The organism is Burkholderia sp. AU45251, assembly GCF_030482905.1.
Classification (GTDB): domain Bacteria; phylum Pseudomonadota; class Gammaproteobacteria; order Burkholderiales; family Burkholderiaceae; genus Burkholderia; species Burkholderia aenigmatica.
Genome location: NZ_JAUJQH010000001.1, coordinates 1,117,158 through 1,130,118, shown reverse-complemented (window position 1 = coordinate 1,130,118; position 12,961 = coordinate 1,117,158). Strand labels below are relative to the sequence as shown.

12 protein-coding genes are annotated in these 12,961 nt (G+C 68.3%); all 12 read left to right on the top strand.

The window, feature by feature from the left end; translation table 11 throughout:
- Positions 1-33 precede the first annotated feature (33 nt).
- The 12 genes from QZM67_RS04955 to QZM67_RS04900 all read left to right on the top strand — a co-directional run bounded on the left by QZM67_RS04955 (position 34) and on the right by QZM67_RS04900 (position 12,946).
- A complete protein-coding gene (locus tag QZM67_RS04955) occupies positions 34-774 on the top strand; it encodes a LuxR C-terminal-related transcriptional regulator (RefSeq protein WP_175024277.1) in 741 nt (246 codons plus the stop codon).
- 51 nt (positions 775-825) lie between these two features.
- Positions 826-1,497, top strand: coding sequence for a hypothetical protein (locus QZM67_RS04950; protein ID WP_301801043.1), 672 nt, complete (start codon positions 826-828; stop codon positions 1,495-1,497).
- A gap of 163 nt (positions 1,498-1,660) precedes the next feature.
- Entirely contained in the window at positions 1,661-1,858 is a 198-nt protein-coding gene (locus tag QZM67_RS04945) for a hypothetical protein (protein ID WP_043179813.1), read from the top strand.
- A gap of 241 nt (positions 1,859-2,099) precedes the next feature.
- Positions 2,100-3,602, top strand: coding sequence for an aldehyde dehydrogenase family protein (locus QZM67_RS04940; RefSeq protein ID WP_175024279.1), 1,503 nt, complete (start codon positions 2,100-2,102; stop codon positions 3,600-3,602).
- 72 nt (positions 3,603-3,674) lie between these two features.
- Positions 3,675-5,015 carry an aspartate aminotransferase family protein gene (locus tag QZM67_RS04935; protein ID WP_175024280.1) on the top strand — a complete coding sequence of 447 codons (1,341 nt, stop codon included), beginning with the start codon at positions 3,675-3,677 and terminating at the stop codon, positions 5,013-5,015.
- A 237-nt stretch (positions 5,016-5,252) separates the two neighbouring features.
- A complete protein-coding gene (locus QZM67_RS04930) occupies positions 5,253-6,755 on the top strand; it encodes an APC family permease (RefSeq protein WP_175024281.1) in 1,503 nt (500 codons plus the stop codon).
- Positions 6,752-7,339, top strand: a complete 588-nt coding sequence (locus QZM67_RS04925; RefSeq protein WP_175024282.1) for a DUF3156 family protein — start codon at positions 6,752-6,754, stop codon at positions 7,337-7,339. The genes QZM67_RS04930 and QZM67_RS04925 overlap by 4 nt, the downstream gene beginning before the upstream one ends.
- Before the next feature lie 63 nt (positions 7,340-7,402).
- Positions 7,403-8,341 carry a helix-turn-helix domain-containing protein gene (locus QZM67_RS04920; protein ID WP_041493501.1) on the top strand — a complete coding sequence of 313 codons (939 nt, stop codon included), beginning with the start codon at positions 7,403-7,405 and terminating at the stop codon, positions 8,339-8,341.
- Positions 8,342-8,508: 167 nt separating this feature from the next.
- On the top strand, positions 8,509-9,717 hold the full coding sequence (locus QZM67_RS04915; protein ID WP_301801042.1) for a porin: 1,209 nt from the start codon (positions 8,509-8,511) through the stop codon (positions 9,715-9,717).
- Between the two features lie 229 nt (positions 9,718-9,946).
- Positions 9,947-11,185 carry an ABC transporter substrate-binding protein gene (locus tag QZM67_RS04910; protein WP_301801041.1) on the top strand — a complete coding sequence of 413 codons (1,239 nt, stop codon included), beginning with the start codon at positions 9,947-9,949 and terminating at the stop codon, positions 11,183-11,185.
- Between the two features lie 34 nt (positions 11,186-11,219).
- The gene (locus QZM67_RS04905; RefSeq protein ID WP_175024285.1) at positions 11,220-12,089 is read left to right on the top strand and encodes a carbohydrate ABC transporter permease; all 870 of its coding nucleotides are present in this window, start codon (positions 11,220-11,222) and stop codon (positions 12,087-12,089) included.
- On the top strand, positions 12,086-12,946 hold the full coding sequence (locus QZM67_RS04900) for a carbohydrate ABC transporter permease (protein ID WP_175024286.1): 861 nt from the start codon (positions 12,086-12,088) through the stop codon (positions 12,944-12,946). The genes QZM67_RS04905 and QZM67_RS04900 overlap by 4 nt, the downstream gene beginning before the upstream one ends.
- The last annotated feature ends 15 nt before the right edge of the window (positions 12,947-12,961 follow it).

The following is a 12,961-nucleotide window of genomic DNA, read 5'->3' as shown; positions in this document are numbered from 1 at the left end:
CTTCGATACGTTCGCTCGTCAGCCGACTCCACCATGCCGACCCCATCCGTTCCCGCCGACCCGGCCGCCGCCGACTGGCCACGCGCGCTGCGCGCGTGCGTGGACGCGTTCGACGCGTTCGCGAGCCCGTCCGCGATCGTGTTCTACCGGCTCGACCAGAGCGGCGAACCGGCCGATTTCGAGCTGTTCGGGATGCCGGAATCGATGCATCGCACCTATGTCGCGCGCTACCGGATGCTCGATCCGCTGCATCCGTCGCGTTGCGCGGCGGGCGAACGCGCGGTCGTCACGCTCGCTTCCCAATTGCCTGACGAAAGGCGCGACGCGTCCGCGTACTGGACCCGTTTCCTGCGGCGGCACGACGTGGCCGACGTCGTCGAGATCTGGCTGCGCGACGCGGGCCGGACGGTCGGCGCGTTCTCGCTGCTGCGCTTCGGGTCGGGCGAAACGCGCGGCGGCGTGGCCGGCAACAGCACGGCCGGGCGGTTCGCGCCCGGCGAGATCGATGCGCTCGCGCGGCTGCAGCCGGTTGCCGAAGCCGCGCTGAGCCCGCTGCTGCGCGCGCGGCGCGGGATCCACCGGATCGGCTGCGAGGAGCGGCTGACCTACCGCGAGGAGCAGATCGCGCGCCTCGTGCGCGACGGCCGCTCGAACAAGGAGATCGCCCGCGATCTCGCGCTCGGCCAGCCGACCGTCAAGACGCACCTGATGCGGATGTACCGCAAGCTCGGCGTGTCGAACCGCACCGAACTGGTCGGGGCGCTGTTCCTGTAATTCATCGGATAATTGCGATCCGGAATTCAAACCTTTCGCGATTGCCGATTCATGAATATCAAGGCGCTGCTGGCTGGGCTGCTCGTGTTGCTGGGTGTTTCCGCGGCCTCGACTGCGTTCGCGCAAGAGAGCGAACCCGATTCGTGCGCCGTACTGCAACCGCTCCGGATGCTGGCCGATGACGTCGGCGACGCTGGCACTGATCTCGGCGACGGATGGCTCGCACTGGCGCCGGACGGCAATCGCTGGAAGCTCGCGCCGGCACGCATCCGGCTCGAACCGGTGCAACCGGATGGCATTGTCGTCGACGTCACGCCCGACGTGAAACGTGCCGTTGCGCTGTTGCGTTGCACATCGCTCAGGCCGGGCCGGGTCGACGCGGTGAACCTGGCGTTCCCGAACGGTGGAAGGGTGATCGAGCCCGGCCCCGAACCGCTGCGTTTCGCGTTTCACGGCCACCGGTACGCGTTGCGCTACACCGCATCCGGCGCGGTGATTGCCGAAGGCGGGGGCAAGCGGTCGGTCCTGCATGATTTCGGCGGCGACCCGCCGCCGTTTCGCGTCACCCTGATCTGGGCGGGCGACCTCGATCGCGACGGCCGACTGGACTTCCTGATGGAATTCGGCAGTGAAATCGGCACGAATTTTTGCCTGTTCACGTCGGGCAATGCCAAGGAAAACGAACTGGTCGGTCCTGCAGGCTGTCTGGATGTCAGCGGCTGACCGGCCGGACGCCTCTGTCAAGCATCCACCTCGCAAGCCTGATCGGTCGAACCGTACCGAACCGGTTGGCTCGCCGCCGCCGCAATCGTTCTGCTCGCGGATTTCCGCCGTCGTGCAGTACCATGCGCGATCGTCGTTTCAATAACAACCAGGGGCCGGGAACATGGACGTCACGATCATTGCAGTTGCGCTTGTGGTCGCCGCCTTGAGCATTGCACTGCCGATTTTCATCATCAGGACCGTGAGAAGCGGGATATACGATTCGCTGTACTTCCTGATTCCGCTGGCGCTCGGCATCTACTGGCTGGATTACCAGGCGTACGACTTCCTTGCGTCGATGGGGCACGGCTTCAGAAACTAGCCCGGTACCGGCGCGGGCATGCCCGCACCGGTCGAGTAGGCCGGCCGGTCTGCCCGTGCGATACCGAGCCGGCTTCCCGTCTCGACACTCGACCCGCCACCGCGGGGTTCGAACCCGCCACCCTCAGCGCCCACGCGCTGCCAATTTGCGCTCACCGGGCGCGAACCCTCGTCGATACAGTGGAACGACGCCCGCGTGCCCATGCGCACGCGGTCCAGCCACGACAATCCTCGAGACGCCCATGAGCACCACGAATTTCGTCGCCGTCAGCGACACCGTGCGCACCTTCGTTGCGCGCGACTTCGGCCTCTTCATCGACGGTGAAATGCAGCCCGCGCACGCGGCCGCACGGCTCGACGTGTACGACCCCGCGACGGGCGAGCGGCTCGCGACGGTCGCGGACGCCGACGAACGCGACGTCGACCGCGCGGTCGCCAGCGCGAAGCGCGCATTCGACTCCCGCGTGTGGCGCGGCCTGCGCCCGGCCGACCGCGAACGCATCCTGCTGAAACTCGCCGACCTGATCGAGCGCGACGCCGAAACGCTCGCGCAGCTCGAAACGCTGAACCAGGGCAAGTCGATCCACGTGTCGCGCGCGGTCGAGGTCGGCGCGAGCGTCGAATACGTGCGCTACATGGCCGGCTGGGCGACCAAGATCACCGGCCAGACGCTCGACGTGTCGATCCCGTTCCCGCCCGGCGCGCGCTATACGGCCTATACGCGCAAGGAGCCGGTCGGCGTGGTCGCCGCGATCGTGCCGTGGAATTTCCCGCTGATGATCGCGGTGTGGAAGCTGATTCCCGCGCTCGCGGCCGGCTGCACGATCGTGCTGAAGCCGTCGCCGGAAACGCCGCTCACCGCGTTGCGCCTCGCCGAGCTCGCGCTCGAAGCCGGCGTGCCGCCCGGCGTGTTCAACGTCGTCACCGGCGGCCGCGTGTGCGGCGCCGCGCTCGCGAGCCACCCGTCGATCGCGAAGATCTCGTTCACGGGCTCGACCGCGACCGGCAAGCTGGTCGGCGCGGCGGCCGTGCAGAACATGACGCGCTTCTCGCTCGAACTCGGCGGCAAGAACCCGATCGTGATGCTCGACGACATCGACGTCGCGCAGGCACTCGACGGTGTCGCCGCCGGCGCGTTCTTCAACCAGGGGCAGGTGTGCGCGGCCGCGTCGCGCATCTATGTGCATCGCAGCAAGTTCGCGCAGCTCGCCGACGGCCTCGCGGGCGTCGCGCAGTCGATGAAGCTCGGCGCGGGCCTCGACACGACCGCGCAGATCAACCCGCTGGTCTCCGCGCATCACCGCGACAAGGTCGTCCAGCACATCGAAGGCGCGCGCCGCGCGGGCCTCACGTTCCTCGCGGGCGGCACGCCGGCCGACGATTTGCCCGGCTATTACGTGAAGCCGGCCGTGATCGCCGATCCGCATCCGGACAGCGCGATCGTGCGCGACGAAGTGTTCGGCCCGGTGATCGTCGTCGTGCCGTTCGACGACGCGGCCGACGCGGTGCGCCTCGCGAATGCGTCGCCGTACGGCCTCGCCGCGAGCCTGTGGAGCAACGACCTGAAGCGCGTGATGAACCTCGTGCCGCAGATCGAGGCCGGCACCGTGTGGGTGAACTGCCATATCCCGCTCGACCCGTCGATGCCGTTCGGCGGCTACAAGCAATCGGGCATCGGCCGCGAATTCGGCCAGTACGCGATCGAAGGCTTCACCGAAACCAAATCCGTCTGCATCGCGCACTGACGCGCTGCGCCAATTGCGAAAACCTCGAACCTCGGCGATCGAGGTTCAACCGATCCGACAGTGGAGACTGCAATGAGCTACAACGAAGCGAAATTCTGGCATCCGATGGTGCACCCGAACGACATGAAGCAGCGCAAGCCGATCCGCATCGTGCGCGGCGACGGCTGCTACGTGTTCGACGAACAGGGCCGCAAGCTCGTCGACGGCGTCGCGGGCCTGTGGAACGTGAACGTCGGCCACAACCGCCAGGAAGTGAAGGACGCGATCGTACGCCAGCTCGACGAGCTCGAATACTTCCAGCTGTTCGACGGCATTTCGCATCCGCGCGCGGAAGAGCTGTCGAAGCAGGTGATCGACATGCTCGAACCGGAAGGGATGCGCCGCGTGCTGTACAGCTCCGGCGGTTCCGACTCGATCGAGACCGCGCTGAAGATCGCGCGCCAGTACTGGAAGGTGCGCGGCCAGGCCGACCGCACGAAGTTCATCTCGCTGAAGCAGGGCTATCACGGCACGCACTTCGGCGGCGCGTCGGTGAACGGCAACACGGTGTTCCGCCGCAACTACGAGCCGAACCTGCCCGGCTGCTTCCATGTCGAGACGCCGTGGCTGTACCGCAACCCGTTCACGCAGGATCCGGAGGAACTCGGCCGGATCTGCGCGGAAATGCTCGAGCGCGAGATCCAGTTCCAGAGCCCCGACACGGTCGCCGCGTTCATCGCGGAGCCGATCCAGGGCGCGGGCGGCGTGATCGTGCCGCCGGCCAACTACTGGCCGCTGGTGCGCGAGGTGTGCGACCGTTACGGCGTACTGCTGATCGCCGACGAGGTCGTGACGGGCTTCGGCCGCAGCGGCAGCCTGTTCGGCAGCCGTGGCTGGGGCGTGCGCCCGGACATCATGTGTCTCGCGAAGGGGATCTCGTCGGGCTACGTGCCGCTCGGCGCGACGGTGGTGAACGCGCGGATCGAGGACGCGTTCGCCGCGAACGCGGACTTCGGCGGCGCGATCATGCACGGCTACACGTACGCGGGCCACCCGGTGGCATGCGCGGCCGCGATCGCGAGCCTCGACATCGTCGTGAAGGAAGACCTGCCGGCGAATGCGGCGAAGCAGGGCGCGTATCTGCTCGAAGCGCTGAAGCCGTTCGCGGAACGCTTCGCGGCGGTCGGTGAGGTGCGCGGCAAGGGGCTGATGCTCGCGCTCGACCTCGTCGCGAACAAGGACACGCGCGAGCCGATCGACCCGCTGTCCGGCTACGCGAACGCGGTCGCGGAAGTCGCGCGCGAGAACGGCGTGCTGGTGCGCCCGGTCGGCACGAAGATCATCCTGTCGCCGCCGCTCGTGATCCAGCGCGAGCAGCTCGACCGGATCGTCGACGCGCTCGCGGCGGGCTTCGAGGCCGTGCCGTTCGCGTGATGGCGTGATCGCGTGACGGCACGCCGGCGGCGGGCAGCGCGGCTGCCGCCGGTTTGCCGATTTGCGCTATGACCGGATTATTTTGCCTGCGTATTTTTTCGACATCGGATCAAGGTGTGATCGACAGGGGGTCCGGGAATCGAAGCGCTGAAGCGCCGCCCCGGGCCGACCGCAATGCCATGGAACCCCGGCCGCCGACGAAGCGGCGGCACGGTTCGACACAGGAAGGAGACAAGGATGTCGGGATGGTCTGGAGTTACCGGCGCAGCGGGCGACACGCCCGCCGGCGCGCCGGCTGAAGCGGGTGGCGGCACGGCGCTGAACGCGGGTGCGGTCGGTTTTCCGACCGCGCTGGCGAGCGCCGTCGGCCTCATCATGGCAAGCCCGGTGATTCTCACCGCGACGTCGGGCTTCGGGATGGGCGGCTGGGCGTTCGCGGTCGCGATGATCATCGCGTTCGTGATGATGCAGGCGCAGGCGACGACCTTCTCCGAAGCCGCCGCGATGCTGCCGACGGCCGGCTCGGTTTACGATTACCTGTCGTGCGGGCTCGGCCGCTTCTGGGCGATCACCGGCACGATTTCCGCGTATTTCCTCGTGCACGTGTTCGCCGGCACCGCGGAAACGATCCTGAGCGGCATCATGGCGCTCGTCAATTTCGAATCGCTGAATGCCGCGTTCGAGAAGCACAACAGCTCGTGGCTCGTCGGCGTCGGCCTCGTCGTCACGTTCGCGATCACCAACATCATCGGCATCAAGGTGTTCAGCAAGCTCGAGATCGTGCTGACGGCCGGCATGTGGCTGTCGCTGATGATCTTCGGGATCCTCGGGCTCGCGGCCGCGCCGGCCGTGCATCTCGACGGCTGGTTCGGCGGCTCGGAAGTCGGCACGTCGGTGCCGGCCGTGCTGTCGCTGGTCGGGATGGCGATGTTCATGTTCGTCGGCTGCGAGTTCGTCACGCCGCTCGCGCCGGAAATGAAGACGCCGGGCAAGACGATTCCGCGCGCGATGGCGCTGGGCCTCGTCGGCGTCGCGATCTGCATGTTCCTGTACGGCGCGGCGATCCGCCGCCAGGTCGCGAACGTGCCGGTGAGCCCCGACGGCCTCACGCACCTGCTCGATACACCGGGCGCGATTCCCGCGTTCGCGCTGCAGGTGCTTGGGCCCTTCGGCCGCGTGTGGTTCGGCATCGCGTTCCTGTGCGCGGGCGCCGCGACGATCAACACGCTGATGGCCGGGCTGCCGCGCATCCTGTACGGGATGGCGATCGACGGGGCGCTGCCGCGCTGCTTCGCGTACCTGCATCCGCGCTTCAAGACGCCGGTGGTCGGCATCGTCGCCGCGGCGATCGTGCCGATCTTCCATGCATGGCTGATCAACGGCAATCTCGACAGCATCCTGCACCTCGTGCTCGCCGCGACCTGCGCGTGGGGGACCGCGTATCTGCTCGTCACCGCGTCGGTCGTGATGCTGCGGATTCGCCGCCCGGACCTGCCGCGCCCGTACCGTTCGCCGCTGTTCCCGCTGCCGCAGATCGTGTCGAGCGTCGGAATCGTGCTCGCGATCTGGTACATCACGCCGCCGGGCATGAATGCGCGCGACATCTACGTGCCGTTCGGCGCGATGCTCGGGCTCACCGCGCTGTACGCGCTGTTCTGGACGCTCGTCGTGCAGCGCCGGCATCCGTTCAAGCCGGTGCCGGTCGAGGAAGTGCTGCGCAACGAGCACGTCGCGTCGTGAAGGCCGTGCTTGCCCGCTGGCGCGCGGCGCCCGATGCGCCGCCGCCCGGCCATCGGCCCGGCGCGATCGCCGCGCGCGTGCTGGCCGACTTGGGCGCCGAGCGCGATGCCGATCGCGTCGGCAGTCTGACGGCGAGGCTGCCGAACGGCGTGCGCGTGAGCATCGACGAGCGGGTCGACCGCCAGTTCCTGATGCACACGGTCAGCGTGAAGGTGGCGGCAACCGTGTGCGGCCCGGCCGTGCAGGGCAGTGCGCGCGTGCGGCAGACCGGCTGGCTGCGCTGCACGGGCATCGACGCGCTGGCCGCGCCGGGATGCGACCCCGGATTCGCCGACACGCTGGCCGCACTGGTGGCCGAGCCGTCGCTGGCCGACGCGCTGCGGCCGCTGCACCTGACCGACTGCACGATCGACGCGCGCGACGGCCGCTGGACGCTCGCGATCGTGCCGTTCGGTGGCAGCGAGGTCGTGAACCGGATGCCGTCGTTCCGCCGCTACGTCCGTCTGACGGGTGAGCAGGCTGCTGCATTGTCGGCGGCCTGTCTTGCGTTCGAAACCGCACTACGCAGGATTTTGCACGGGTAAGCTGTGGCGTTGCGCACCGGGGGAACCCGGCGGCCGCGTTTAGGGGTTTTACCGGAGATGCCGATGCTGTTCCAGTCACGCTCACACGAAGACGTGCACGATCACGGGCTCGCGATCGCGGGCTGGCATCAGGTCTATCGCCAGATGACGCCGGGCCGCTTCAAGGGCACCGTCACGCAGGTGCTGTACGACGATTTCCACTTCTTCCGCGAAACGACCAACCGGCGTGTCGCGCAAACCGGGCTCGCGCCGGCCGGGCGCACGTCGCTCGCGGTGCCGCTGTCCGTGCCGCTCGCGGGCACGTTCCAGGGCCAGCCCGTCGACGGCTATGCGCTGCTTGCACTGCGCGCCGGCGAGGATTTCGAATTCCACACGCCGGAAGGGATGGGGCTCGTCGGGATCAGTGCGGCGTCCGACATGGTCGACGAGCTGTGCGAAGCCGAATTCGGCGCATCCGGCGCGCGCAAGCTGCGCCACGTGACGCGGCTGTCCGACGAGCAGGGCGTCGCGCTCGGCGTGCGGCTGTCGGCGCTGATCGACGACGCGCAGCGCAACCCGGGCCACCTCGAATACGCGGCCACCCGCAAGATGTTCCGCGATGCGATGCTCGGCATGTTCCTCGACGCGCTCGAGCAGGGCATCGGCGTCGAGCGCCGCGACATCACGCACGCCACCTACAGCGACATCGTGAGCCGTTGCGAGAAGCATCTGCGCGACCGGCCCGAAGAACCCGTCACCGTGCTCGAACTGTGCCGTGCGCTGCGCTGCAGCCGCCGCACGCTGCAAACGAGTTTCCAGCGCGTGGCCGACGTCACGCCGGTCGGCTATCTGCGCACGATCCGGCTGAACGCGGTGCGCCGCATGCTGCGCACGACGTCGGTGCAGCAACTCGGCGTCGGCGAGGCCGCTGCGAGCTGGGGTTTTACGCACCTCGGCTATTTCGCGCGCGAGTATCGCGACCTGTTCGGCGAGCTGCCGTCCCAGACGACGCGCCCCGAATGACGCACGCGCGCCGCAACGGCGCCGCTGGGCACGGTCGCGGGCAACGCGTGCGACTGTTTGCCGATTTGCGATAGAGGTCCTGAATTTTCGCTGGATAGAGTCCTGTCACCCATATCGATAACCCCATCGATCTGCACTGCGAATCGATGACAACAGAGGGGCGGGACATGAAGATCGGACGACGACTGGCCGCGGCTGCGGCGACGCTGGGTTGCATGCACGCACACGCGCAAACCTCCGGCAGCGTGACGCTGTACGGCACCGTGGACACCGGCATCATCTACTCGACGAACCAGCAGTTCACGCGCGCCGACGGCAGCACGGGCGGGGGCCATGCGTGGCAGATGGGCGGCGGCAACCTCGTGCCGTCGCGCTTCGGCTTCCAGGGTGCCGAGCCGCTCGGCGGCGGGCTCAATGCAGTATTCACGCTCGAGCAGCAGTTCCTGTCGGCGAACGGGCAGGCGCTGCAGGGCGGCACGGCCTTCAGCCGGCAGGCGTGGGTCGGGCTGCGCCAGGACGGGATCGGCACGCTCGGCCTCGGGCGCCAATACGACTCGTACACCGACATGCTCGGCGCGTACGTGTCGAGCAACAACTGGGCGACGCCGTACGGCTCGCACCTCGGCGACGTCGACAACCTGAACGCCGCATTCAACTTCAACAACGCGGTGAAGTTCACCAGCGCCGATTTCAACGGCCTCACGTTCGGTGGCACGTTCAGCTTCGGCGGGCAGGCCGGCGACTTCTCCGCGAAGCGCGGCTATGCGGTGGCCGCGACGTACGCGCGCGCGCCGGTCGCGTTCTCGGTCGGTTACCTCGACCTGCATCAGCCGCTCGACGCGGCGCTCGGCGGCGCGAACGGCTATATCGGCGATTTCGCGTGCAGCAACCCGGGTGCGATGTACTGCCTGCTGCAGGATGCGGGCTCGATGCGCGCGTTCGGCGCGGGCGGGTCCGTCACGTTCGGCGATGCGACGATCGCGCTCACCTATACGCATACGCGCCTCGGCGACAGCCGCTATTTCTCGACCACCGCGCAGCCGCGCACGCAGGCGTTCACGTTCGACATCGGCGAGTTGAACGCCACCTACCTGTTCACGCCCGCGCTGCAGGGTGGCGTCGCCTATATCTTCAACGCCGCGCATACCGACGGGCGGGGCACGACGCGGTTCCACCAGGTGAACGTCGGCACGAACTACAGCCTGTCGAAGCGCACGGCGCTGTATGCGGTCGCGATCGGCCAGATCTCGAGCGGGAAGGGGCTCGGCACCGACGCGGACGGCAACGCGGTGAACTACGCGCAGATTCCGGTGCTCGCGAACAGCAATTCGAGCCGGCAACTGGCGGTGATGGCCGGGATCCGCGTGAACTTCTGATCCGGCCGGGGAGGTCTGGCCGGGAAGGTCCGGCCGGGGAGGTCCGGCCGGGGAGGCCGCACGGGTGGGGCGGCCGGGCACGGCGGCCGCCTCTCCCGCCGTGTGCCATAAATTCTTAACGATCGGCGTGAACAATGGCGTTCGCTTCAGGCGGCCAGAAGCGTCGCCCGCGTTGCACACGTGTGCAACGCCTGGCCGTCCCGCCACCACGCCGAACGAGAGAGACCTCATGACCTTGCTGAGCCGCCTGCGCGCGCTGTCCGCCGCCCTTGCGCTGTCCTTCGCCGCCACGCACGCCGTTGCCGCGGATCTCGTCATCGCGGGCCGCGACGACATCTACGGCAAGGGGCTGGCCGACGCCGTCGCCGGCTTCAACAAGCTGCACCCGGGCACCGAGATTGAGCTGCTCAAGCTGCCGAACGCGAACCTGTACCAGAAGCTCAAGCTGTCGATGCGCGAAGGCACCGGCGCATACGACCTCGTGATGATGGACGACACGTGGGCACCCGAGTTCATCGGCAACGGCTGGCTCAAGCCGCTTCCCGCGTCGCTCGCGGACGCCGATCTCGTGCCGTCCGCCGTCGCGCTCGGCCGCAACGCGACGGGTGCGCTGTACGCGCTGCCGATCGTCGGCAACGTCGAGATGTTCGCGTACCGCAAGGACCTGCTCGCGAAGTACAAGCTGCAGCCGCCGCGCAACTGGGACGACGTGCTGAAGATCGCGCAGACCGTCGGCGGCGCGGACAAGAGCGTGTCGGGTGTCGTATTCCGCGGCACGAAGGGCAACCCCGTCGTGACGGGTTTCCTGCCGATCCTGTGGGCCTACGGCGGCGACGTGTTCGACCATGCCGGCAACGTGACGATCGATTCGCGTGAGGCGCAGGCCGCGCTGAAGACCTTCCTCGCGCTGAAGGCGTCCGCGCCGAAGGACGTCGACGTGTATGGCGCGGCGGAAGTGCGCGACGCGCTGCAGCGCGGCACGGCCGCGCAGTCGATCGAGGTGTGGCCGGCGTGGGTGCCGGCGCTCGACGATCCGAAGCAGTCGCGCGTGGTCGGGCAGATCGCGCTGCAGCCGCCGCCCGGGCAGACCGCGGGCCCGGCGCCGATGCTCGGCATCTGGCAGATGGGCATTCCGAAGGACGCGCCGCACGCGAAGCTTGCACAGGATTTCCTCGCGTACCTGACCGCACGCGACACGCAGACGCGCCTCGCCGGCATCGGCATTCCGCCGACCCGCCGCAGCGTGTTCAATGATCCGGCGCTGGTGCGCCAGTACCGCTGGTATCCGGATCAGCTGAAGGCGCTCGAAGCGGGCCGTGCGCGGCCGCGCGTGAAGGACTGGCAGCAGGTCGAGAGCATTCTCGGCGACCAGCTGCAACTCGCGCTGACGGGGCAGGCCGCACCCGACGCGGCGCTGCGCCAGGCGCAGCAGAAGATCGCGCAGGCGACGGCCGCGGCGGGCAAGTGACGGCGCGCGTCGAACCTTCGCCGGGACACAGCGCATGAAAGCCTTCGGTCGCAGCCTGCCGTTCGTCGCGCTGCTCGGGCCCGCGCTGCTGGTGCTCGCCGCGCTCGCGCTGTATCCGGTCGCGCAGGTGCTGATCGATTCGTTCTGCCAGGTCGACTATTCGGCCGGCCGCCGCGCATTCGCCGGGCTTGCGAACTATCGCGCGGTGCTCGGCGACGACGCGTTCACGGCCGGCTTCGGCAACACGTTGCGCTTCACGGTCGTCGCGTCGCTCGCCGAAGTCGCGCTGGGTTTCGGACTCGCGCTGCTGTTCGTGCGTGCGTTTCCGGGGCGGCGTATCGCGCTGCCGCTCGCGATCCTGCCGATGATGCTGTCCACGCTCGTGTGCTCGGCGATCTGGCGCAACTGGCTGAACTTCGACGGCTTCCTGAACGCGCTGCTCGCGGCGTTCGGCATCGAAGGCGTGCGCTGGCTGTCCGATCCGCATCTCGCGCTGTGGTCGCTCGCGCTCGTCGACGTATGGCAGTGGACGCCGATGGCGTTCCTGATCGTGCTCGCCGGGCTGCAGTCGATTCCGCAGGAGCTGTACGAAGCCGCGCGCACCGACGGCGCGAGCGAGTGGCAGTGCCTGCGCGACATCACGCTGCCGCTCGCCGCGCCGCAGATCGGCCTCGCGCTGCTGCTGCGCTCGATCGACACGTTCAAGCTGTTCGACAAGGTCTATGCGCTGACGGGCGGCGGCCCCGGCAACGCGACACAGACGCTGTCGACCTATATCTACGACACGGGCTTCCGCTTCTTCAACGTCGGGCCGGCGAGTGCCGCGTCGGTGCTGATGCTCGCGGCGTCCGCGCTGCTGGTCTCGGGGTACGTATGGCAGACGGTTCGCAAGCGGCGCGCATGACGGCGCAACCCGCAGTCATCACGGGCGCACGAACGGGCGCCGCATTCGGTCGCGCACTGCCGTGGGCGTTGCGCATCGTCGCGCTCGCGCTGTTGCTGCTGCCGTGCCTGTGGATGGCCGGCGCGGCCTTCATGCCGACGCTCGAACGCCTCGATCATCCGTTGCGGATCTGGCCGGCCGCGCCGACCTTCGAGCATTTCGCATCGGTATGGTCCAACGGCATCGGCGCGCCGCTGTTCAATTCGCTGCTGGTCGGCTTCGGCACGACGCTGCTCGCGCTGGCGCTTGCGTTTCCAGCCGCGTACGCGCTCGTGCGATTGCGGTTTCCGGCACGGCTCGACCTGCTGTTCCTGGTGCTCGTGCTCGCGTTGAAGCTGATGCCGCCGATCACGATCGCGGTGCCGCTGTTCGCGCTCGCAAAGCGGCTGCACCTGCTCGATTCGACGCTCGGCCTGATGCTCGCGTACCAGATCTACGCGCTGCCGATGGCGATCTGGATGCTGCTCGCATTCGTGCGCGACGTGCCGATCGAATACGAGGAAGCCGCCTGCATCGACGGCGCGGGCCTGGCTCGACGGCTCGTGCAGATCGTGCTGCCGCTGTGCGCGCCGGGGCTGATCGCGACCGCGATCTTCGTGTTCATCGCCGCGTGGAACGAATTCCTGATCGCGCTGCTGTTCGTATCGACGCCGAGCCGCTTCACGCTGCCGCTCGCGATTGCCGGCTACGTGACGGAGAACGGCATCGACTGGGGCGACCTGATGAGCGCGGGGCTGATGGCGTCGCTGCCCACGCTGGCCGTGGCCGGCTACGTGCAGCGCTACCTGTTGCGCGGGTTCGCGGGCGGGCTGAAGTGACGCGCGGCAACGCCG